The organism is Pseudomonas sp. GZD-209 (genome assembly GCF_049310485.1).
Classification (GTDB): domain Bacteria; phylum Pseudomonadota; class Gammaproteobacteria; order Pseudomonadales; family Pseudomonadaceae; genus Aquipseudomonas; species Aquipseudomonas sichuanensis.
Window position 1 is genome coordinate 103,794 of record NZ_JBMOWQ010000052.1, and the last position, 21,412, is coordinate 125,205.

A 21,412-nucleotide genomic window follows, 5' to 3' on the forward strand; every position below is an offset into this window, starting at 1 on the left:
CGGCGTGCACCCGCACACAGGAGCAACAGCGACATGGAACGACAGCAACAGCGGCCCTTCGCGGCCCCGGGGTACATGCGCGCGGCCGCCAGCTTCTGCGCCTGGGCGCTGCTTGCCGGGCTGATCGCGCTGGCCTCGCAGATGGTCGCGCCGCAGTACCTGGACCCCAACCACCACCTGTTCATTTTCATCATCGGCACCCTGGGCATGTGGCGCTACGGCAACGCCATCCTCCACTACCTGCGCGGCATGTGGTTCCTGCACTGGGTGTTCCCGCGCCTGCGCCGCCAGGTCGAGCGCATGGGCGATGCAGCGCTGCCCGCGCACATGTTCATGGTGGTCACCAGCTTTCGCATCCCCACCCACACCACCTTCAAGGTGTACCAGTCGGTGTTCCAGGAGGTGCAGCGGCTGAACGTGCCGTGCACGGTGATCGCCTCGATCGTCGAGAAAGGCGACGAGCAGTTCATCAAGGACATCATGCGCAACGAAGTGCAGGGCCGCGACGACATCGACCTGGTGATCGTGCGCGCCCGCGGCACCGGCAAACGCGATGGCCTGGCCCATGCCTTCCGCGCCCTGTCACGGCAGATGCCGCTGGAGGACGCGGTGGTCGGCGTGGTCGATGGCGACACCATGATGCTGCCCGGCTGCGTCGAGCGGGCAGTCAAGCTGTTCGCCCTGCTGCCCAACGTCGGCGGCCTGACCACCAACGAATTCTGCGAGGTCGAAGGCAGCCGCTGGATGCGCCAGTGGCACTCGATGCGCTTCGTCCAGCGCCACATCAACATGTGCTCGATGGCCCTGTCGCACCGGGTGCTGACCCTCACCGGGCGGCTGTCGTTCTTCCGCGCCAGCGTGATGACCGACCCCGCGTTCATCCGCGATGTCGAAGCGGACTTTCTCGAACACTGGCGCCTGGGCCGCTTCCAGTTCCTCACCGGCGATGACAAGTCAAGCTGGCTGAGCCTGATGCGCGCCGGCTGGGACACCTTCTACGTGCCCGACAGCCACACCCTGACCGTCGAGCACCCGCCCAGCGACAGCTTCTGGGTCGCCACCCGCCAGTTGATGTTCCGCTGGTACGGCAACTCGCTGCGGCAGAACTTTCGCGCCACCGCCCTGCTCGGCCGCGCACGCCTGGGGTTGTTCACCCTGTACGTGCTGCTCGACCAGCGCGTGTCGATGTGGACCTGCCTGATGGGCCTGACCGCCTCGCTGGTGGCCGGCCTGGTGTTCGGCATCCAGTACCTGCTGGTGTACCTGTTCTGGGTGCTGATCTCGCGCAGCCTGGTGACGCTGCTGTTCGTCTTCGCCGGGCACCCGGTCAGCCCGATGTACCCCTTCGTTCTCTATTACAACCAGATCGTCGGTTCGCTGATGAAGGTCTACGCGATGTTCCACATGGACCAGCAAAGCTGGACGCGGCAGAAGACCACCCTGGCCACCGGCAGCGTCGGCTTCGACGCCCGCCTCAACCGCTGGTCCTCGAAGGCGATGCTGTGCTCCTCCATCGCCATTTTCTTCGGGGTTATCACCGTACTGCTTGAACTCACGCAACGTTAAGGAAAGGCGCCTGCACATGAGTAGCTCGAATACCCCCACGGCCCCGGCCAACATCGTCCACGAAGCGATCGACGAACGTCAGTACGTGCGCACCCGCATGAACGCCCGGGTGCGCCTGGCCGGCAACGGCCGAGAGCCGTTCGAGGCCCAGCTTGCAGACATCTCGCTGGGCGGCATCGGCCTGTTGCACGAGGCGCCGCTGAGCATCGGCGCGCTGTACGACGCGTCGATCCAGTTGCGCCTGAACCAGGTCGACCTGTCGATCGACGCCAAGCTGCGCATCGTTTCCCAGCGCGGCAAGGAGGTGGGCGCCCAGTTCGTCGACCTCGACGCACAGAAGCGCGACATCCTGCGCTACCTGATCAGCGCCTACCTGTCGGGTGAGATCGCCGACATCAACGGCCTGTTCAACGTGCTGCAGCGCGAGAACTACATCAAGGAGCGCAAGCACAAGCAGGCCAGCGCGCGCACGGCGGGCGACCGCTTCAAGGCGCTGGCCGGCACCGCGCTGTTCAGCGCCGCCGGCATCGCCGCGCTGGGCTTCGTCGCGTACAAGGGCTACCTGCTGTTCTTCCGCGTACCGGCGGTGCAGGCCACGGTGGCCAGCAACGCCCAACTGATCAGCATGCCGGACAACGGCTACGTCAAATACCTGCTGCCCACCGGCACCAGCGAGGTGCAGGCCGGCCAGCCGCTGGCGAGCATCTCCACCCAGCTGGCCACCAGCTTCACCAGCCCGGCCGACATGAAAGCCCTGGCGGATCTCGCCCCGGGCGACCTGCAGGCACTGCTCGGCCGCGCCACCATCGAGACAGTGATCAACAGCCCGTGCGACTGCCTGGTCTGGTACCCGACGCAACCGCTCGACGGCTATGGCTACAAGGCCGCGCCGATGATGCACCTGCTGCCCAAGGACCAAGGCCTGTTCGTGCGCGCCAACGTGCCGTTCGACAAGCTCGCCGATGTCAGCCGCGTGCGCTCGGTGGACATGCAGGTGTTCGGCCTAGACCAGCACTTCAGCGGCAAGGTGGTGGACGCCCGCGCCGATGAAGTGAACCGCAACCTGGCGCTGACCATCCTGCCCGACAGCCCGCTGCCGGCAGCGGCCTACCAGAAGGCGGTGGCGGTGGACCTGTACCTCGGCCTGCCGTTCGGCAGCGCCAACTGAGGGCCGGCCATGAACCCCAAGAACGCCCCGCGCCTGTTGCTGGCAGGCCTCGGCCTTGCCTGGCTGGGTGCCGCCAGCGCCGGGCAGAGCCTGGAACAGGTGCGCTACGCGCTGTACAAGGACCCGAGCGCCGACGTCAGCGCCGACCTGCGCGAGCTCGCCGCACGCGGCGACCTGGCCTCCAAGCAACTGCTCGGTGACGTGCTGGCCGGCAACGACGGGGCCAGCCGCCAGGAGATCATCCGCCTGTACCAGGAAGCCTTCGCCGATGGCCAGGGCCAGGTGCCGGCGCTGGCCTCGCTGGCGCGCCTGCTCGAGCGCACGCCGAACCTGCAGCGCAGCCAGCAGGGCTGGATGCGCCAGGCCCTGACCCGCTACCCCAACGACCTCGACCCGCGCAGCACCAGCACCAGCCTGGAAGTGTTCCTGGTGTACCCGCAGCTGTTCCCCGGCGAACGCGCCGCACAACTGCTGGGGCTGTACGAACAGAGCTGCCTGCTCAACTGCCGGCCCGAGCTGTACCACGCCGTGGTGGCCGAGCGCCAGGGCGACCTCGCTGCAGCCGAGCGCTGGTACCAGCAGGCCGCACGCATCGACCCGCGCGCCATCGACCGTTACTACCGTTTCCTCGGCGAACGCCAGGACCCGGCCTTCCTCGCCTTCGCTCGCAGCCTGGAGCCACAGATGGCCAGCCTGCCGGTGGAGGTGGTGCAGCGCATCGGTGCACTGCTGGACAACATCCACGGCGTGCAGCGCGCCGAACTGGATGCCGAGCGCGAGCAACGCCAGGGCACGGCCATGGGGCCCAAGGTCGCCCCCACGCCTGAACAGCAGGCCCGCGATAAAGCCAATGACGAGGTGCGCGCCGCCGGCATCGCCGAAGTGCAGCGCTGGATGGACAACGCCGTCGCCCGTGGCTACCTGCCGGCGCTGATCTCCAAGGCCAACTTCATGATCTCCAACCCCACCGAGCACAACGCCGAAGAGGTCCAGGCGCTGATCGGCCAGGTACGCGCCAAGGACCCGACCCGGGCCAAGGCGCTGGATGCCGCGCTGTACATGGTCAACAACTGGCTGACCCTCGACCCGCAAAAGGCCCAGGTGCTGATCGACGAACTGATCGCCGCCAACTACCGCGACGCCCGCCTGCTGCAGGGCGACCTGTACAGCAAGGGCGGCCTCGACCAACCCGACCAGGAACGCGCCCTCGCCATCTGGCAAACCCAGGCCGAGCAAGGTTCGACCGCCGCCTGGTACCGCATGGCCACTGTCTATTCGCGTGGCCGGGCCATCTGCCACGACCCGGTCAAGGCCTACACCTATGCGCGCATCGCCCTGGACCTTGGCGAAACCCGTGCCCGCGGCCTGCTGCGTCGGCTGGACAAGACCCTGCCCAAGGATGAAATCGAACGCGCCCTGGCCGCGCGCAACGACCTGTTGAAGGAGGCAACCCTGTGAAAGCCCATCACCCCCTGCTCGGCGCCCTGTTGGCCCTGGCACCGTTGCCGGCGGCCCTGGCGCTGGAAGAGATCACCGGCCCCGAGGCCGACAGCAACGCGTCGGTGCGCGTGGCCAGCGCCGACGGCAGCGAGCCGGTGATCACCTCGGAAGTGTTCAACAAGCTCACCGTGCAGACCGGCTACGGCCCGGAGGATTCGCAGGTCGGCCGTGACCGCGAGACGTTCTACAGCCTGCGCTACGAGCCGTCGTTCGCCTGGTACTCGCCGGAAAAACGCTGGGCCAAGTGGATGGTCTATGGCCGCGTGTGGCTGAACTACGACTCCAGTCAATCGAGCAACATCACCAACGAATCGAGCAACGACAACGAACGCGAGCAGCCCGAAGGCTGGTACGCCGAACTGCGCGAGCTGTACGTCAAGCGCAACCTGATCGGCGATGACCCACGCCTGTCGCTGTCGTTCGGCCGCCAGCGCTTCTACGACGACTACGGCCTCTGGTGGGACGACAGCCTGGAGTCGCTGCGCTTCAACTACCAGGACACCTTCAGCGACGCATTCATCGCGGTGGGGCAGAAGTTCCACAACTACAACACCGACGTCAATTCGCTGGCCGCCAGCGAAGAACGCACGCTGTACCTGATGGGCCAGTACGCCTACCGCTGGAGCACCCACAACCAGGCCGGCATACGGCTGATGCAGGAGAACGACCGCAGCGGCCACGACCGCGACGACCGCTACGACTTCAAGGGCTGGCGCTACGGCCTGTTCTTCAAGGGCGACAAGTTGCCCTGGTCGAGCGACTACCACCTGGAACTGGCGGCGCTCGATGGCCGCATGGACAACACCGATGGCAACGGTCAGACCACTACCGGCCACTCCAGCCGCGGCTGGGCCGCGCTGGGTGAAGTGGGCAAGCGTTTCGACAACCTGCCGTGGACCCCGCGGGTGGCCTTGCGCGGCGGCCTGACCGACAAGCCGAGCGATGACAACGACGGTTTCCGCCTGAACCCGATCCAGTCCGACCGCATCACCCGCCAGGGTTCCTACAGCACCCGCCTGACCAGTTCGTTCGTCGCCCTGGACCTGCGCAACCTCAGCTACTACGGCATCGCCCTGGAAACCCGCCCCACCCCGCGCAGCGCCCTCGACCTGCGCGTCACCCAGCTCAACCTGCGCAACCAGAACGGCGAGCTGCCGATCCGCATGGCCGCCGACGCCCGCGCCCAACGCCGGCAACTGCAAGGCGCCGACCTGTACGGCAAGGGGGACAACGTGGGGCAGATGATCGACCTCAACTACTACTGGAAGATGTTCCCCGTGGCCCTCGACGGCAAGCACCTGGACGTCAACACCCTGGTCAGCGCCAGCTACCTCAACGCCGGCAGCGCACTGAACACCGGTGACGACTACCAGCTGAGCGTCGGCGTGGTGATCAGCTACTAACCCGAGGGCCAGGCCATGATCTTCGCTTCCAACGTATTCCTGTTCCTCTACCTGCCGCTGTTCCTGGCCATCTACTACCTGGCCCGGCCGCAGTGGCGCTCGCTGGTGATCGTCGCCGCCAGCTACATCTTCTACGCCTGGTGGCGCCCGGACTTCTTGCTGCTGTTCATCGCCATCACCTACTGGAACTACTGGTTCGGGCTGCGCATCAAGGCGCGCCTGGATGCCGGCGACAAACGCCTGGCCCTGCGTCTGCTGTGGCTGGGCGTGGCTGGCAACCTGGCCACCCTGGGCTACTTCAAGTACGCCAATTTCGGCGCCGAAGTGCTGGCCTTGCTGCTGGCGCCGCTGGGCATCAACACCTGGACCCTGGAGAACATCTTCCTGCCGCTGGGCATCTCGTTCTACGTGTTCCATGCCCTGAGCTACATCGTCGACATCTACCGCAAGGACGCCACGCCCACGCGCAGCTTCATCGACTTCGCCGCCTTCGTCGCGCTGTTCCCGCACCTGGTGGCCGGGCCGATCCTGCGCTACAGCCAGCTGGCGCCGCAGCTGCGCCAGCGCACCCATTCGCTGGAACTGTTCTCGCTGGGCGTGTGCCGCTTCATGCTCGGTTTCATCATGAAAGTACTGATCGCCGACCGCCTGGCGCCGATCAACGTACTGTTCGTCGGCGAAGGCACCCTGCAGTTCGCCGATGCCTGGTTCGGCCTGGTGGTGTCGACCCTGCAGCTGTACTTCGACTTCGCCGGCTACAGCCACATGGCCCTGGGCCTGGCGTTGATGATGGGCTTTCGCTTCCCGGAAAACTTCAACCAGCCCTATGTGTCGCAGAGCATCACCGAGTTCTGGTCGCGCTGGCACATGACCCTGGCGCATTTCCTGCGCGATTACGTGTACCTGCCGCTGGTGCGCAAGCGCGTGGCCGGCGCCCTGCCGGCGCTGGTCTGGACCATGCTGCTGTCGGGGCTGTGGCACGGCGCGAGCTTCGCGTTCATCTGCTGGGGGCTGTTCTTCGGCATCGGCATGGTGCTGGAGCGCAAGTACAACCTGGCGACCAAGGTCACCACGCCCTACCACCTGTGGCGCAACCTGCGCACCGGGCTGCTGATCGTGCTGAGCATGCCGCTGTTCTTCACCATGGACCTGCGCCACAGCCTGGACATCTACCAGGCACTGCTGGGCGTCAACGGTTTCGGCTCGCTGGAGCTGTACGTGCTCGGCGCCTCGCAGATGGCCATGGCCTTCGCCCTGGTGGCGTTCGCCTGGCTGATCCTGGCCGGCATCAACAACGTGCGCTACTACGCCGGCAACAAGGACGGCTACTTCATGCGCCATGTCGGGGTGTTGCACAGCCTGCTGCTGTGGGCCGGTTTTCTGCTGGCGTTGAGCAGCCTGGCCGCCAACTCGTTCTCGCCGTTCCTGTACTTCCAGTTCTAGGGCAAGGCTTGAGATGCCCCCTGTAGGAGCGGGCTTGCCCCGCGAACACTGGCGCAGCCGGTGCCATGCACCGCGTCGCCTCGATCGCGGGGCAATGCTCCCCCTCCTCCCCCCCCCCCCCCCCCCCCCCCCCCCCCCCCCCCCTCCCCCCCCCCCCCCCCCCCCCCCCCCCCCCCCCCCCCCCCCTCTCCTACAGGGGGCCGTGTCGATCAATGAATCAACTTACTGTTCAGTGGAAATGCCATGTACCCAGTAATGAATTCGGCCAGCAAGGCCAACGGTGTGGTCTTCGCCCTGGCCCTGGCAGCGATGTTCGTCTACTCGCTGCCCCCAGTGCTGAGCTTTGCCCGCACCCAGACCGACAGCTGGAACCTGTTCGTCGACGGCAAGCTGCTGCGCAAGTTCGAGCAGAGCTACGACAAGCGCTTCTTCCTGCGCGAGCCGTCGGTGCAGCTGTGGGCCGATGCCCAGTTCCAGCTGTTCGGCGAAGGCACCAAGGGCGTGGTGCTGGGCAACGACGGCTGGCTGTACAGCAACCAGGAATACCGCGTGCCCAACGACCTCGACGCCAACCTGCAAAGCCAGCTGGCGCAGATCAGCAAGGTCGCGCAACAGCTGGCCGAGCACGGCAAGCACCTGGTGCTGCTGCCGCTGCCGATGAAGCTGGACATCTATGCCGAGCACGCCGAGCGCGCCTTCGACCCGCGGGTGGCTGGCCTCTACGACCGCTTCGTCGGCGACCTGCAGGCGCGCCAGCTGGACGTGGTGCCCCTGCGTGCGGCCTACCTGCGCAACCTCGCCGGGCCCGGCCTGTTCCTCAAGTCCGACACCCACTGGAGCCCGGACGGCGCACGGCTGTCGGCCTACGAACTGGCGCGCCAGCGCCCGCAGTTGCTGGGCGACCAGGTGTATGTCTCGCGCAAGACTGCCGAGAAAAGCATCAAGGGCGACCTGATGAACTACCTGCAGTTTGACCATGCGCGCCTGGCCCCGCAGTTCGGCGCCAGCACCATCGCCCTGTACGAAACCCTCAAGGCCACCCAGGACAGCGACGACCTGTTCGCCGAGCAGGACCAGGGCCTGCTGCTGGTGGGCACCAGCTACAGCAAGATCGACGACTGGAACTTCGTCGGCTTCCTCAAGGAGGCGCTCAACCGTGACCTGCTGGCCATCGCCGTGGAGGCCCGCGGGCCGTTCGAGGCGATGAACCAGTTCCTGGCCAGTGACCAGTTGAACAACCCGCAGATCGACACCGTGGTCTGGGAATTCCCCCTGCGTACCCTGCTTGCCCACCGCCCCGGCGCGCTCAGCCGCAGCGCCCAGCCCACGCATTTCTGACGTTTCAAGGAGAACCCGATGAAGCTTTCGCCGTTGTTTACTGCCCTCGCCCTGGCCGTTGCCAGCCACACCACCTTCGCCGCCGAAGGCAATGCCGACCTGTACGACGCCGTGGCCCCGGCCGACTCTGCGTTCGTGCGTGTACTCAACCTGTCCGCCAGCAGTGTCGACGTGACCCTGAGCGGCAAGGTCAACCCGCAGAAAGTCGCCCCGGGGCAGCTCAGCGGTTACCGCTTCGTGCCCGCCGGCGCCCACCGGATCGGCATCGGCGCCAAGGCCATCGAACCCACCCTGGTGGCCAATGCCGCCAGCACCGTGGTGTATGACGGCCAGCAACTCAAGCTGATCGCCGACCAGTACGTCAACGAGCCGAAGAAGGCCCAGGTGGCGTTCTACAACCTCACCCCGGCCGAGGCCATGCTGCGCACCGCCGACGGCAAGCACGAGGTGGTCAAGCCGCTGGGTAACGGCCAGACCGGCACGCGCATGGTCAACGAGATCAAGATCGACTTCGCCGCTTACGTGGCCGACAAGCAGGTGGCCAGCTTCGACGAGCTGTTCCTCAAGAAAGGCCGCTCGTACAGCTACGTGCTGCTGCCGGGCAACCGCAGCCTGAGCCTGGCCAACAGCATCGACCCCACCGAGTGACGCAGTGCCACACGCAAGGATGACTGGCCCATGAACACCCTCCTCCCCCTTGGCCTGGCGGCCGCCCTCGCCCTGCTCAGCCTGCCCGGCCAGGCCGCCGAACCGACCGGCAAAGCCAACTGCGAGAACCTGCAGTGCATGGCCTGCCCGGCCCTGGCCGACCCGCAGCACTATGCCGAAGGGCGCATGAAGCTGATGCGCCAGATCGTCCCCGGCAAGGAGCGCTGGCTGTTCCGCTCGATGGTCGACCTGACCAACGACTTCGGCATACCCGCGCCCATGCGCCCGGAGTTCGCCCGGCTGATGCAGGCCTTTCACAAGCAGGGCATCCAGGTGGCCATGGCCATCCAGCCGACCCGCGGCCTGATGCACCGCGACAAGCTGCAAGGCGACCAGTTGCACGGCTTCGACTACAGCCGCGCCAGCGCCAACCTCGCGGCCTACCTGGGGCAGCTGCGCCAGGCCGGCGCGGTGGTGGCGCCGATGATGCAACTGGTGCAGCAACCACCCCAGGGGGAGTACTTCTTCCGCCGCGACCACCACTGGACCCCGGCCGGTGCCGAGGCCACGGCCAAGCTGATGGCCGAGGAAATCCGCCGCCAGCCGTTCTATGCCGGGCTGAGCAAGAAGCAGTACCGCACCGAACCGGGGGTGATGGTGCCCAAGGACGGCACCCTGAACCTGGCGATGAGCTATATCTGCGGCAACAACTACGGTTTCCAGTATGTGCGCGGCTACCAGACCATTCCCCAGGCCGACAGCAGCGACGCGCTGTTCGACGAAGCCCCCGACCCCGAGGTGATCCTGGTCGGCGACAGCAATGCCGCCGCCCGTGAAGACGAGAGCAAGCAGTTCAACTTCGACGGTTACCTCAAGCAGTACCTGGGCGTGGACATCCTCAACTACGCCCTGCCCGGCGTGGGTGAGGACGGCTCGTTGCTGGAGTACCTGCTGTCCAGCGACTACAAGGCCGATGCGCCGCCCAAGCTGATCGTCTGGGAATTGCCGGCCAACTACCGGCTGGACTCGCCGCTGATGTATCGCCAGTTGGTGCCGGCGGTGCAAGGGGGCTGCAAGGCGTCGAAAGAAGTCCTGGGATCGAAACTGCAGCGCCCGGCGCTGAAGGTGGGCGAGCGCATCGAGCTGCTGAGCAACGCCGGCAACGCGCGCCAGGCACTGAGCGGTGCGCAGGGCTTCCTGGATATCCGCCTGAGCGACAAGAACGTGCGCGATTTCTACATCATCGTGTATTACGACAACGGCGCCCGCGACAAGGTGTGGTTCCGCCGTGAGGCGGCGGTGAGTGGCGGCCAGTATTACCTGGAGCTGAGCAAGGCGCCCGAGTTTGCCGGGGCCAACCTGTTGTCGGTGTTCCTTGAGCCGACCAAGGCGGGTACGGCGGCCACCGATGTGGAGACGCGACTGTGCCTTTGAACATCCTGGGGCTGCTGCGCAGCCCTTGCAAGGAACCCCGTGGGAGCGGGCTTGCCCCGCGAACACCGGCAAAGCCGGTGCCATGCACCGAAGTGCTGCATTCGCGGGGCAAGCCCGCTCCCACGCTGTCCCAGCCTAATCAGAGCGTTGTGCTCTGGTCGATAAGAAGCGCCCTGGCCACCCTCCTATTGTTGCTTCCCCAGGCCCACGCCGCCCAGTCGATCTGGCCCCTGCGCGCCACCGCGCAAGCGGCCATGATCGCCGACTACCGTACCCTGCAATGCAGCAAGGAAGCTCCACCGCCTTACACCGGCAGCCTGCACCTGCAAAGCAAGTACGACCAGCGCGACGCCAGCAAGTCGACCCTGCGCAGCAGCCCCGACGCCGACAGCGAACGCATCGGCAAACAGGTCAAGCAGTTCATCGGCGGGCTGATCTACGCCGGCAAGCGTTTCCAGAACGCCAGGAAACCGCAGGACGCCAACATGGCCCTGGCCTGCCAGCACCAATGGCTGCAGCGCTGGGCCGAAGCCGGTGCCCTGCTCAACCCTGACGCCAGCAGCACCGGCATGGCCGCGCGTAAATGGGCGCTGGCAGCCATGGCCGGCGCCGTGCTGCTGACCCAGTCGGCCAGCGACGGCAAGGTGCAATTGAACGAGGTACAAAAAACCTGGTTCACCCGGCTCGGCGAGCGCGTGATCGCCGAGTACGACCCACGGCGCGATGCCCCGGGCGTGTACTTCAACAACCACGACTACTGGGCCGCCTGGGCCGTGGCGGCCACCGGCATGCTGGTCGGGCGCGACGACTTCATCCAGTGGGCCGATGGCAACCTGCGCCGTGGCCTGGCCCAGGCGGTGCGCGCCAGCGACGGCAGCTACGCCTACCTGCCGCTGGAAGTGGCCCGCAGCAAACTGGCCTCGAACTACAGCCAGTACGCCCTGGTGCCGCTGGTGCTGCTGGCCGAGTCGGCGCGGGCCAATGGCTTGCCCTGGAGCGCCGAAGACCAGCAGACCCTCGACCTGCTGGCCAACTTCGCCGCCCGCAGCGTGCTCGATCCAGACGACCTGCCCGAGCTCAAGGGCCAGGCCCAGGAAGACGTGGCGCCCTACAAGATGGCCTGGCTGATCCCGTTCCTCGCCCGCGAGCCTGGCCACCGCCTGGCCCGCCAGCTGTATGACGGCGAGGACGGCGAAGTGGACAGCTACAGCCAGATCGGTGGCCCGCTGAAACCGGTCTACCCCAACCTGCCCTGAACAAGGATGCGTCCCATGGCACCGTTCACCCGCATATCCCTCAGCTGCCTGACCGCCCTGCTGCTGGCCGGCGCCGCCCAGGCGGCCAACCAGGCACTGCCCGCCAACCCGGTGCTGGACACCCTGAACCCGCAACAACATCAGGCACAGCTGACCCAGCTGCGCCAGCAGGCCCGCCAGGCGGTGAGCTTCGAACAGACCCGCCGCGCGCCCCCCACCGGCCGCGCCAGCGTCAGCCTGCAACCGATGTTTTCCGCCCAGGCCGGCAGCTGGCCATTCGAACCCTTCGTCAACAATGGCCTGTTCCGCGCCATCGCCGGCTACCAGGCGCACCACCCGCAGGCTGTGGTGCTGCGCGGTGGCAGCATCACCCTGGCACAGCTGGAGGCGGCTCTGGGCGATGCGCGTATCCTCAAGCGCTACAAGGACGGCTACCTGCTCAGCTACCCGCTGATGATCGGCAGCGATGCCGGGCTGCAGCTCGAAGGCACCAGCCTCTACCTGTACAGCTACTCCGGCACCGCGCTGATCAACCAGGGCTGGCTGGGGCTGAATCAGTCGACCCTGGAAAGCGTGGCCGGCGACAAGGCCGGCAACACCGACCGCGCCTGGCGACCGTTCGTGGTGGCCTGGGCCGGCAGCCATACCCAGGTGATCGGCTCCACCCTCAACCGCCTGGGCTACAACGCCAACCTGTCCCGTGGCCTGACCACCGCGCTCAGTGCCCAGCAAGCCGCCGGCACCCGCCCGGCCACGCTGCTGATCGAGGGCAGCCGATTCAGTGAGTTGTCCACGGCGGTGGAGCTGCAACACAGCCAGGCGACCATCGCCAACAGCCAGTTCGAACGCGCCCAGCAATACGCCGTCGACGCCCGCGACAGCCAACTCGACCTGCACGGCAACCAGCTGCGCGACATCGACAACAACAGCGGCGTGCGCCTGCGCGGGCAAACCCGCGCGCTGATCGAAGACAACCTGATCCTCGGCGCCGCCAAGGCCGCCATCGAGATCAGCGACCAGCGTGGCGCCGTAGTGGTGGCCGGCAACAGCATCGGCGCCAGCCGCGGCAATGGCATCCAGTTGCGCAACCTCGCGCCGACGCCGGCTGCCCCGTTGCTGATCGACGACAACCTGCTGGCCAGCAGCCAGGGCAGCGCGGTGGATGCCAGCGAAGTGGGCGCCCTGGCGCTGGTCGGCAACCGCATCGGCAACACCCCCGAGTACGCCGTCAGCCTGCGCAATGCCGCGCCGCTGCCGGGGCCGCTGCTGATCAGCGGCAACCGCCTGGGGCAAGTGGGCAAGGCGGTGGTGCGGGTCGAAGGTATCCGCGACGTCGAGATCGGCGGCAACCGCTTCGACGGCAAGGCGTTGCTGCAGAACCTGCTGATCGGTGATCTGTTGCCGCTGCAAGGGCAGGTGCTGGAGGCGACGGTGGCGCAGGGTCGGGTGGTGCGGGTACGGCTTACCCGCTAGCGATTGCCTCATCACCTGTAGGAGCGGCCAGCGTCAGGCTGCGGGCCGCTGCATGCGCACGAAGCACTCGTCCTCCCCCATCTCGATGAAGCCCCGGCGCAGGTAGAGCTGTCGCGCGGGGTTACTCTTGAACACCATCAGGCGAAGCAACGGCAGATGCCGCTGCGCGGCCCAGCCGGCCAGCGTCTCCAGCACCCAGCCACCCACACCGCGCCCGCGATGTTCGGGCAGCAGGTGCAGTTCACGAATGAACAGCGCCTGGCGGTCCTGGCTGAGGCTGCAAAAACCCAGCACCGTGCCGTCCTCCACTACCAGCCATTGTTCGCGCCAGTCCCAGGCCTGGTCGAAGGCTTCTTCGATCCACAACAGGTCGAACTCGCGGTAGTACGGCAGCATCGCCCGGCGCGTGAGGTCGCGGGCGAAGGTCAGGTCATTGTCGCTGGCGGCAATCAGTTCAAGGGGCATAGCACACCGGCGAACTCCCAGGCCCGCGTCGCTCCAACTCATCCTCCAGCCAGTCGGCCAGCACCCGGGCATTGTTGTGCTCGGTGTCCTTGCCGGCGTACAGCAGGGTCAGCTCGCCTTTGCCGGCCAGGTCCAGCAGCGGGTACCAGTGTTCAGGGTGCGCGGCCAGCTCCTGCCGGTAGCGCCGGGAGAATCCGGGGTAATCCAGTAAACCTGCATGGAACGCCTTGCGCAGTTCGTCGGAAGGTGCCGCCTCGCGCAACCACTGCCCATGCAGGTCCTCCTTGCGCTTGTTGCGCGGCCACAGCCGATCGACCAGCACACGCTGGCCATCGCTGGCTTCAACCGGGTCGTACACACGCTTGCAGCAGATCATTCGGGGCTCGCTTGGCAATTCGCCGATGCCTCCTAGACTAGAAGTTCCTTTGATCGAGGTCACTCCCCGGTAACAGATTGTTTCTAGGATGGGATACCTCGCCTCGTGCCTCTGAGCACACCGGAGCCCACCCATGACAACCCCCTCGATGGTCAGCCAGGACGCGCTGGTCAAGCTGGACTCTCGCCCGCAGCTGTCCCACCGCCCTGGCCGCGCCACCCTGGTGCTGTTCTTCGGCCTGCTGCTGGCCGGCCTGGCCTACACCTTCTGGAGCCTCAAGGAAGATGTCAGCGCCAGCGGCACCGTGATCACCACGGTCACGCCGTTCCTGTTGCTGGGCCTGGCCTTGCTGATCGCCCTGGGCTTTGAATTCGTCAACGGTTTCCACGACACCGCCAACGCCGTGGCCACGGTGATCTACACCCATTCGCTGCCGGCGCCGGTGGCGGTGGTGTGGTCGGGGCTGTGCAATTTTCTCGGTGTGCTGCTCTCCAGCGGCGCGGTGGCCTTCGGCATCATCGCCCTGCTGCCGGTCGAGCTGATCCTGCAGGTCGGGTCGGGCGCCGGCTTCGCCATGGTCTTCGCTTTGCTGCTGGCGGCGATCATCTGGAACCTCGGCACCTGGTGGCTGGGCCTGCCGGCCTCGTCCTCGCACACGCTGATCGGCTCGATCATCGGCGTGGGCGTGGCCAACGCGCTGATGCATGGGCGCGACGGCACCAGCGGGGTAGATTGGGGCCAGGCGAGCAAGGTCGGCTATGCCCTGTTGTTTTCGCCGTTGATCGGTTTCGCCTGCGCCGCCCTGCTACTGCTGGCCCTGCGCGCGCTGGTCAAACGCCAGGAGCTGTACCAGGCGCCTGAGGGCCAGACTCCGCCACCCTGGTGGATCCGCGGTGTGCTCATCCTCACCTGCACCGGCGTATCGTTCGCCCACGGCTCCAACGACGGGCAGAAAGGCATGGGCCTGATCATGCTGATCCTGGTCGGCACCCTGCCGATGGCCTACGCCCTGAACAAGACCATGCCCAGCGAACAGGCCCTGCAGTTCTCGGCGGTGGCCGAGGTGACCCGCCAGGCGCTGGAGCGCAGTGCTCCGCAGGCGGCCCCGGCCGACCCTCGACAGACCCTGACCGCTTTCATCGGCCAGCCCAAGGCCAGCCCCGAACTGGTACCGGCCCTGGCCGCGCTGACCGGCATGATCGGCGAAGAGGTCAAGGGCTATGGCTCGCTCAGCCGTGTACCGGCCGAGGCCATGGCCAACGTGCGCAACGACATGTACCTGACCAGCGAAGCCATCCGCCTGATCGACAAGAACGCACTGGTGGCGTTCGATGCCGACACCGCCCGCCATGTGCAACTGTTCAAGCGCCAGCTGGACGATGCCACCCGCTACATCCCGCTGTGGGTCAAGGTGGCGGTGGCCATCGCCCTGGGCCTGGGCACCATGGTCGGCTGGCGGCGCATCGTGGTGACGGTGGGTGAAAAGATCGGCAAGACCCACCTGAGCTATGCCCAGGGGGCGTCTGCGGAGGTGGTGGCGATGTGCACCATTGGCGCGGCGGACATGTTCGGGCTGCCGGTGTCGACCACCCATGTGTTGAGCTCGGGGGTGGCCGGGACCATGGTGGCCAATGGCTCGGGGATCCAGAAGCGCACCTTGGTCAACCTGCTGATGGCCTGGGTGCTGACGCTGCCGGCGGCGATGGTACTGGCAGGCAGCCTGTACTGGCTTCTGAATCAAATTCTCTAGGCTGAAATAGAGCACCTGTGGGAGCGGGTTCACCCGCGAATGCGATGGCGAATCCCTCACAGCCTTCGCGGGTAAACCCGCTCCCACAGGTTCAGTGATGCCCGATCAACCGGGGATTTTCAGGCCACGCTGAACGGCAGGCCGTTCGAGGAAGCTGGCCAGCACCCGCTGCACCTCATTGAACTCATCGAAGCCCACCAGGTCACGGGCGTTGTAGCGCTCCACCAGGTTGCGCACCCAAGGGAAGATGGCAATGTCGGCGATGCTGTATTCGTCGACCATCCATTCACGGCCTTGCAGGTGCCGGTCCAGCACGCCCAGCAAACGCTTCGACTCGTTGACGTAACGGTCGCGCGGGCGCTTGTCCTCGTAGTCCTTGCCGGCGAAGAAGTGGAAGAACCCCACCTGGCCGAACATCGGCCCGATGCCGCCCATCTGGAACATCAACCACTGGATCGTCTGGTAGCGCTGGGCCGGGTCCTGGCTGAGCAACTGGCCGCTCTTTTCCGCCAGGTACTGCAGGATCGCGCCGGATTCGAACAACGCCAGCGGTTTGCCGCCCGGGCCATCGGGGTCGAGAATTGCCGGGATCTTGTTGTTGGCGCTCAGCGAAATGAACTCGGGGCTCAGTTGGTCATCGCTGTCGAAGCTGACCTTGTGCGGCTCGTAGGCCAGGCCGATTTCCTCCAGCATGATCGACACCTTGACGCCATTTGGCGTGGGCAGCGAATACAGCTGCAAGCGCTCGGGGTGTTGCGCTGGCCACTTGCGGGTGATGGGGAATGCGCTCAGATCGGTCATGCTCGGTCCCTGCAATCGTCGAAACGATCACTTTAGGGACAGCACTGCGATTTGACCATCGCAGCGTGCCGGATGGCGCAGCCAAAAGGCTGCGCCGGCGCTTCATCAGAAGCGTGGCGCGACAGCCTCGGCGCCCCTGGAGATCACCACCTCGACGCGTCGGTTGAGCTGGCGTGACTGCGCCGTGGCGTTGCTGGCCACCGGGTACTCCTTGCCGTAACCGGCGCTTTTGATGCGCTGCGCAGCTACACCCTGACGGCGCAGCGCGTTGGCCACCGCGTCAGCCCGGTGCTCGGACAGGCGCTGGTTGAGGGCATCGCTGCCGGTGGAGTCGGTGAAACCCTCTACCAGCACCTTGCGCTCAGGGTTTGCCTGCAGGTATGCAGCCAGTTCCTCGATGTTGTGGTGGCTGCGGCCGTTCAGCTCGGCCTTGCCCGTCTGGAACAACACATCACCGAAGGTCACCACATCGCCGCGTGCACTCGGCTTGGCCTTGAGCGCGTTGAGCTGTGCGGTGCGTGCATCCAGGCGGGCCTGGGTGCGCTCAAGCTCGACACGCTTGAGCGCAGCATCGGTGTTGCGCAGGTCGATGGTCTGCTCAGCAAACTCGATCTGCCGACTGGCCAACGTGGCCAAGCGCTCGACCTCGGCGGACTTGCGGTCCTTGAGCGAGGCCAACTCGGCTTTGCCCAGGGCGGTATAAGCGTCCTGGGTTTCCAGCGCGGCGAGGCGGCTTGCCTCGGGCTTGCCCTGCAACACCGAATAGGCTTCGCGAGCGCCAAGCAACGTGGGGTTTTCCGGCGTGGTGCCGCAGCCGGCCAGCATCAGACCAAGGAGCGACACAGCGGGCAGCAGGTAGACTTTGGACATGGTCACTTCCTTCAATGAACGGATTTGGCAGTCGGGCTGTCAGGAGCATCAAGGATCTCCTGCTTGAGCACTTCGATCCCCTTGCGGGCGACCTCCAGCTGCTCTTTGGCCTTGAGAGCCTGGGCCTTGCGCTCGGCTACTCGGGCGTCTGCGCTTGCCCCTTCGGCCAGGGTTCGGGCCTGTTCGAACTTCTTCTCCCCCAGGGCCCGGTCCAGGGCGCTCATCTTGTCCTGGGCGGCGCGCATCTCCACCGGGGCATATTGGGTGGCTTCGGCGGCGACGGCGCGGTTGACCGCACTGCGGGCCAGTTCGATCTGCTCATTGGGAACGGTCACGCTGGCGCAGCCGCTCATGATCATGAGCAGGCCGACAAGCGGCAAAGTCTTGCAGTTGAAACGCATGGAATAGGCTCCTTTGATGCGCTCGCGAATCTGTGGCTACCGGCGTCGGTGACCACAGGCAGTTGATGAACAGACAGCCTGATCTGGAAGCGACGCAAGACTATTGCCACGAAGCCGACGGCCAAATAGGACTTATCCCAACCACCCTGTCGGCTTTTTCAACAACTGCTTCGGCATGGGCCCTATGCCTGACGGCAAAACGCCTGAACGGCGCACGCCCACGTTTGGGGCGAGCGCCGTTCAGGCGTCTACTGGCAAAATGCTGGGTGAACGGCCTGTTGTCAGGCCTGGCCGTGTGCCTTGAGCTTGAGTTTTTCGGTGTCCACCCGCACGAACACCGAGTCGGCAGTGACGGTCAGGACATCATCCGCCCAGACCTCGCAGATGACCCGCGTCTTGCGTCCGACTTCGCCCTCCACGCGGGCCTTGAGCAACAGCTCCACGCCCATCGGGGTCGGTTTCAGGTAGTTGAGCCCGAGGCTACCGGTGACGCAATCGATACGCGGCAGGCTGCCCGCCTCGCGGCCCTCGGCGCGGTAGTGGTAGGCCATGGCGGTCCAGTTGGAGTGGCAGTCGACCAGCATGGCCAGCAAGCCGCCGTAGACCAGGCCGGGCCAGCCGATGAAGGTTTGATCTGGAGCATGTCGGCACAACAGGTGGATGCCGTCGGCATCCCAGTGGCTTTGCAGGTGCAGGCCGGAGGGGTGGGCGCTACCGCAGCCGTAGCAAGTGCCGTCGGGTGCGGCGAGGGCCTGGAGGGAAAGCATCTGATCGTTCATACGCAGCCTGTGCTTGTTGGAATGGGGGCGCGAAACGCCCCCATTAAAGCAGAAACATCAAGCCGTCTGCGCCACCGCCCTGCCGCGCTTCTGGGTCAGCGAAACCAGCAGGATGAACAAGGTCACCCCGGCGGTCATCAGCGTTTCATAGCGGTAGGCATCGCTGAACAGCATGTAGCCCAGCACCATCACGATGGTGCCGATCACCAGCCAGGTCAGCCACGGGAACAGCCACATCTTCAGCTCCAGCGGCCGCCCTTCACGCTCGGCACGGGCACGCATGCGCAGCTGCGAAACGGCGATTACCAGGTACACCAGCAAAGCGATGGCGCCAGTGGTCGAGAGCAGGAAGCCGAACACCTTGCCGGGGAACACATAGTTGACCAGGCAGCCAGCGAAGCCTGCCAGGGTCGAGAGGATCACCGCCACGGTCGGCACGCCAGCACCCGAAATACGCTTGGTCATGCTCAGCGCCTGGCCACGGGCACCCAGGGAGTACAGCATCCGCGACGCGGTATAGAGGCCGGAGTTCATGCAACTGGTCACTGCCACCAACACCACCAGGTCAACCAGCAGCTTGGCCCCAGGCACATTGAGCACTTCGAGCACGCGCTGGAACGAACCCACGGCTTTCAAGGCAGGGTCGTTCCAGGCCACCAGCGACACCACCAGGAAGATCGATGCCAGGTAGAAGATGGCGATGCGGTACACCACCAGGTTGGTGGCGCGGCGGATCTTGTCTTTCGGGTTGGCGGTCTCGTCGGCGGCGATGGTGACGATCTCGGCGCCGAAGAACGAGAAGATGGTGATCAGCACGCCACCCAGCACGGTGCCGAAGCCGTTGGGCATGAAGCCACCGTGGTCCCACAGGCGGCTCACCCCGGAGACCTCGGCCAGCGGCCAGAAGCCGAACACCGCCAGGCTGCAGACCACGATGAAGGCAATGATCGCAACCACTTTCACCAGCGCGAACCAGTACTCGAAGGCACCGAAGTTCTTCACGCTGATCAGGTTGGTGCCCGACAGCACGACCATGATCAGGAAGGCGAACAGCCAGGACGGCACCCCGGGGAAGTAGGCGTGCAGGATGTCGGCGCCGGCAATGGCCTCGACCGGAATGATCAGCACCCAGAACCACCAGTACAGCCAGCCGATGGTAAAGCCGGCCCAGGGGCCGATGGCTTCGCTGGCATAGGTGGAGAACGAACCGCTGTTGGGGTTGGCGATGGCCATTTCGCCGAGCATGCGCATCACCAGCAGCACCAGCAGGCCGGTCATGGCGTAGGAGATGAGGATGGCCGGGCCGGCGGTGGCGATGGCGTTGGAGGAGCCGATGAACAGCCCGGCGCCGATGATGCCGGCGATGGAAATCATCGATACCTGACGGGAGGTCAGGCCGTGTTGCAGGGAACGCTGTTTTTTATTGTTTGACGATGCCATGGGGAACCCTCGAATGGGTCGGCCGTTGCAAGGACGGCTGAAAGTTGGAGCAGAATTCAGTAAGTCGCAGGTGCTCGTTGTTGTTCTTGTAAAACGCCGGTCGTGGTTTTGCCCTCCTCTTTGCACTACCGGTTGTCATCGTTGATCCAGGTCAGTATTAATCTATAGGGACGGCTCAACAAACGACCTTTTCGAAGCACATCATTCTATTTGGGAATGAATTCCTTCCTTTTTTGCCGGGTAGCGCCTTCGCCATGTCCAAACGCCTGATGCCGTCCACCACCGCCCTGCAATGCTTCGAGGCCGCCGCCCGCCACCTGAGCTTCACCCGCGCGGCGCAGGAGCTGCACCTGACCCAGAGCGCGGTCAGCAAGCAGGTGGCGCAGCTCGAGGACATGCTCGCCCACCCGCTGTTCCAGCGCATTCGCCGGCGCCTGCACCTCACCCCGGCGGGGGCGCTGTACCTCACCGAGGTGAACAAGATCCTCACCCAGATCGACATCTCCAGCCGCTACATCCTCAGCTACGGCGACGAGACCGAGGTGCTGCGCATCGCCACCCAGCCGACCTTCGGTGCACGCTGGCTGGTGCCCCGGCTCAAGGGTTTTGGTGAGCGCCACCCGCGCATCCATCTGGACATCCGCAACGAACTGGAGCCGTTCGACCTGGTGCAGGCCAAGGCCGACGTGGCGTTTTTCTTTGGCCAGGGCACCTGGCCGGGGGCGACCTGCATCGAGCTGTTCAGCGAGGCCGTGGTGCCGGTGTGTGCGCCAGCGCTGTTGGCCCGGCAGCGCATTACCTGCGCCACGGCGCTGACCGAACACCGTCTGCTGCAATGCGCCTCGCGCCCGGAGGCTTGGCACGAGTGGTTCCTGGGGCTGGGGCTGCACAGCCAGAACAGCTACCACGGGCCACGTTTCGACACGTTCTACCTGTGCATTCGCGCCGCCATCGCCGGCTGCGGCATAGCCCTGATCCCGCGCTACCTGGTGGCCGAGGAGCTGAGCGAGGGCAAGCTGGTGGTGGCCTGGGACCACCCGGTGCCCAGCAACGGCCGGCACTTCATGGCTCATGCCGAACATGCGGCCGAGGTGCCGAAGGTACGGGCCTTTGTGCAATGGATTCGCGAGCGGGTGGCCGAGGGGGATTAGGGCCAATCGCGGGGCAAGCCCGCTCCCACGCCTTGAATTGTTCACAGCGTGGGAGCGGGCTTGCATGCCGAACATGCGGCCGAGGTGCCGAAGGTACGGGCCTTTGTGCAATGGATTCGCGAGCGGGTGGCTGAGGGGGATTAGGGCCAA

19 protein-coding genes are annotated in these 21,412 nt (G+C 65.7%); 12 read left to right on the top strand and 7 right to left on the bottom strand.

From position 1 onward, the window contains the following. Positions 1-75 precede the first annotated feature (75 nt). The 10 genes from ACO6VM_RS07700 to ACO6VM_RS07745 all read left to right on the top strand — a co-directional run bounded on the left by ACO6VM_RS07700 (position 76) and on the right by ACO6VM_RS07745 (position 13,229). Entirely contained in the window at positions 76-1,566 is a 1,491-nt protein-coding gene (locus ACO6VM_RS07700) for a glycosyltransferase (protein ID WP_422403025.1), read from the top strand. Positions 1,567-1,582: 16 nt separating this feature from the next. Beyond that, a complete protein-coding gene (locus tag ACO6VM_RS07705) occupies positions 1,583-2,734 on the top strand; it encodes a PilZ domain-containing protein (RefSeq protein WP_401059345.1) in 1,152 nt (383 codons plus the stop codon). A gap of 9 nt (positions 2,735-2,743) precedes the next feature. After that, the gene (locus ACO6VM_RS07710; protein ID WP_401059347.1) at positions 2,744-4,192 is read left to right on the top strand and encodes a sel1 repeat family protein; all 1,449 of its coding nucleotides are present in this window, start codon (positions 2,744-2,746) and stop codon (positions 4,190-4,192) included. Then, a complete protein-coding gene (locus tag ACO6VM_RS07715) occupies positions 4,189-5,637 on the top strand; it encodes an alginate export family protein (RefSeq protein ID WP_401059349.1) in 1,449 nt (482 codons plus the stop codon). Before ACO6VM_RS07710 ends, ACO6VM_RS07715 begins: the two co-directional genes overlap by 4 nt. 15 nt (positions 5,638-5,652) lie before the next feature. Beyond that, entirely contained in the window at positions 5,653-7,080 is a 1,428-nt protein-coding gene (locus tag ACO6VM_RS07720; protein WP_422403017.1) for an MBOAT family O-acyltransferase, read from the top strand. A gap of 243 nt (positions 7,081-7,323) precedes the next feature. Further along, positions 7,324-8,418, top strand: a complete 1,095-nt coding sequence (locus ACO6VM_RS07725) for an alginate O-acetyltransferase (protein WP_401059353.1) — start codon at positions 7,324-7,326, stop codon at positions 8,416-8,418. An 18-nt stretch (positions 8,419-8,436) separates the two neighbouring features. Continuing rightward, complete coding sequence (locus ACO6VM_RS07730) at positions 8,437-9,066, top strand: alginate O-acetyltransferase AlgF (protein WP_390969057.1); 630 nt, start codon at positions 8,437-8,439, stop codon at positions 9,064-9,066. A gap of 30 nt (positions 9,067-9,096) precedes the next feature. Further along, positions 9,097-10,500, top strand: a complete 1,404-nt coding sequence (locus ACO6VM_RS07735) for an alginate O-acetyltransferase AlgX-related protein (RefSeq protein ID WP_422403018.1) — start codon at positions 9,097-9,099, stop codon at positions 10,498-10,500. A gap of 188 nt (positions 10,501-10,688) precedes the next feature. Next, positions 10,689-11,756 carry a polysaccharide lyase gene (locus ACO6VM_RS07740; protein WP_422403019.1) on the top strand — a complete coding sequence of 356 codons (1,068 nt, stop codon included), beginning with the start codon at positions 10,689-10,691 and terminating at the stop codon, positions 11,754-11,756. A 15-nt stretch (positions 11,757-11,771) separates the two neighbouring features. After that, on the top strand, positions 11,772-13,229 hold the full coding sequence (locus tag ACO6VM_RS07745) for a right-handed parallel beta-helix repeat-containing protein (RefSeq protein WP_422403020.1): 1,458 nt from the start codon (positions 11,772-11,774) through the stop codon (positions 13,227-13,229). 33 nt (positions 13,230-13,262) lie between these two features. On the opposite strand, the gene ACO6VM_RS07750 is transcribed toward ACO6VM_RS07745, so the two are convergent. Continuing rightward, entirely contained in the window at positions 13,263-13,694 is a 432-nt protein-coding gene (locus tag ACO6VM_RS07750) for a GNAT family N-acetyltransferase (protein WP_422403021.1), read from the bottom strand. Continuing rightward, positions 13,684-14,070: a DUF488 domain-containing protein gene (locus tag ACO6VM_RS07755; RefSeq protein ID WP_401059362.1), complete on the bottom strand. Its 387-nt coding sequence runs from the start codon at positions 14,068-14,070 to the stop codon at positions 13,684-13,686. Before ACO6VM_RS07755 ends, ACO6VM_RS07750 begins: the two co-directional genes overlap by 11 nt. Before the next feature lie 133 nt (positions 14,071-14,203). Here ACO6VM_RS07755 and ACO6VM_RS07760 point away from each other — a divergent pair, with 133 nt between their 5' ends. Continuing rightward, positions 14,204-15,820 (top strand): inorganic phosphate transporter, encoded by a 1,617-nt coding sequence (locus tag ACO6VM_RS07760; RefSeq protein WP_422403022.1) that lies wholly within the window; start codon positions 14,204-14,206, stop codon positions 15,818-15,820. A 105-nt stretch (positions 15,821-15,925) separates the two neighbouring features. Here ACO6VM_RS07760 and ACO6VM_RS07765 read toward each other — a convergent pair whose 3' ends face one another. The 5 genes from ACO6VM_RS07765 to ACO6VM_RS07785 all read right to left on the bottom strand — a co-directional run bounded on the left by ACO6VM_RS07765 (position 15,926) and on the right by ACO6VM_RS07785 (position 20,111). Then, positions 15,926-16,621 carry a glutathione S-transferase N-terminal domain-containing protein gene (locus ACO6VM_RS07765; RefSeq protein ID WP_422403023.1) on the bottom strand — a complete coding sequence of 232 codons (696 nt, stop codon included), beginning with the start codon at positions 16,619-16,621 and terminating at the stop codon, positions 15,926-15,928. A 105-nt stretch (positions 16,622-16,726) separates the two neighbouring features. Next, positions 16,727-17,491 carry an OmpA family protein gene (locus ACO6VM_RS07770; protein ID WP_401059367.1) on the bottom strand — a complete coding sequence of 255 codons (765 nt, stop codon included), beginning with the start codon at positions 17,489-17,491 and terminating at the stop codon, positions 16,727-16,729. Positions 17,492-17,502: 11 nt separating this feature from the next. After that, positions 17,503-17,892, bottom strand: coding sequence for a DUF4398 domain-containing protein (locus ACO6VM_RS07775; RefSeq protein ID WP_401059369.1), 390 nt, complete (start codon positions 17,890-17,892; stop codon positions 17,503-17,505). Between the two features lie 281 nt (positions 17,893-18,173). Continuing rightward, complete coding sequence (locus ACO6VM_RS07780) at positions 18,174-18,671, bottom strand: PaaI family thioesterase (protein WP_422403024.1); 498 nt, start codon at positions 18,669-18,671, stop codon at positions 18,174-18,176. 57 nt (positions 18,672-18,728) lie between these two features. Further along, the gene (locus tag ACO6VM_RS07785; protein ID WP_401059371.1) at positions 18,729-20,111 is read right to left on the bottom strand and encodes an amino acid permease; all 1,383 of its coding nucleotides are present in this window, start codon (positions 20,109-20,111) and stop codon (positions 18,729-18,731) included. A 254-nt stretch (positions 20,112-20,365) separates the two neighbouring features. Here ACO6VM_RS07785 and gcvA point away from each other — a divergent pair, with 254 nt between their 5' ends. Continuing rightward, positions 20,366-21,262 (top strand): transcriptional regulator GcvA, encoded by an 897-nt coding sequence (gene gcvA / locus ACO6VM_RS07790; RefSeq protein ID WP_125859379.1) that lies wholly within the window; start codon positions 20,366-20,368, stop codon positions 21,260-21,262. The last annotated feature ends 150 nt before the right edge of the window (positions 21,263-21,412 follow it).

What these genes read in the sequence shown, in the direction of transcription:
- ACO6VM_RS07700 (WP_422403025.1), top strand. Translation starts at nt 76, where the DNA reads ATGCGCGCGGCCGCCAGCTTCTGCGCCTGGGCGCTGCTTGCCGGGCTG.
- ACO6VM_RS07705 (WP_401059345.1), top strand. Translation starts at nt 1,583, where the DNA reads ATGAGTAGCTCGAATACCCCCACGGCCCCGGCCAACATCGTCCACGAA.
- ACO6VM_RS07710 (WP_401059347.1), top strand. Translation starts at nt 2,744, where the DNA reads ATGAACCCCAAGAACGCCCCGCGCCTGTTGCTGGCAGGCCTCGGCCTT.
- ACO6VM_RS07720 (WP_422403017.1), top strand. Translation starts at nt 5,653, where the DNA reads ATGATCTTCGCTTCCAACGTATTCCTGTTCCTCTACCTGCCGCTGTTC.
- ACO6VM_RS07725 (WP_401059353.1), top strand. Translation starts at nt 7,324, where the DNA reads ATGTACCCAGTAATGAATTCGGCCAGCAAGGCCAACGGTGTGGTCTTC.
- ACO6VM_RS07730 (WP_390969057.1), top strand. Translation starts at nt 8,437, where the DNA reads ATGAAGCTTTCGCCGTTGTTTACTGCCCTCGCCCTGGCCGTTGCCAGC.
- ACO6VM_RS07735 (WP_422403018.1), top strand. Translation starts at nt 9,097, where the DNA reads ATGAACACCCTCCTCCCCCTTGGCCTGGCGGCCGCCCTCGCCCTGCTC.
- ACO6VM_RS07745 (WP_422403020.1), top strand. Translation starts at nt 11,772, where the DNA reads ATGGCACCGTTCACCCGCATATCCCTCAGCTGCCTGACCGCCCTGCTG.
- ACO6VM_RS07750 (WP_422403021.1), bottom strand. Translation starts at nt 13,694, where the DNA reads ATGCCCCTTGAACTGATTGCCGCCAGCGACAATGACCTGACCTTCGCC.
- ACO6VM_RS07755 (WP_401059362.1), bottom strand. Translation starts at nt 14,070, where the DNA reads ATGATCTGCTGCAAGCGTGTGTACGACCCGGTTGAAGCCAGCGATGGC.
- ACO6VM_RS07760 (WP_422403022.1), top strand. Translation starts at nt 14,204, where the DNA reads ATGACAACCCCCTCGATGGTCAGCCAGGACGCGCTGGTCAAGCTGGAC.
- ACO6VM_RS07765 (WP_422403023.1), bottom strand. Translation starts at nt 16,621, where the DNA reads ATGACCGATCTGAGCGCATTCCCCATCACCCGCAAGTGGCCAGCGCAA.
- ACO6VM_RS07770 (WP_401059367.1), bottom strand. Translation starts at nt 17,491, where the DNA reads ATGTCCAAAGTCTACCTGCTGCCCGCTGTGTCGCTCCTTGGTCTGATG.
- ACO6VM_RS07775 (WP_401059369.1), bottom strand. Translation starts at nt 17,892, where the DNA reads ATGCGTTTCAACTGCAAGACTTTGCCGCTTGTCGGCCTGCTCATGATC.
- ACO6VM_RS07780 (WP_422403024.1), bottom strand. Translation starts at nt 18,671, where the DNA reads ATGAACGATCAGATGCTTTCCCTCCAGGCCCTCGCCGCACCCGACGGC.
- ACO6VM_RS07785 (WP_401059371.1), bottom strand. Translation starts at nt 20,111, where the DNA reads ATGGCATCGTCAAACAATAAAAAACAGCGTTCCCTGCAACACGGCCTG.
- gcvA (WP_125859379.1), top strand. Translation starts at nt 20,366, where the DNA reads ATGTCCAAACGCCTGATGCCGTCCACCACCGCCCTGCAATGCTTCGAG.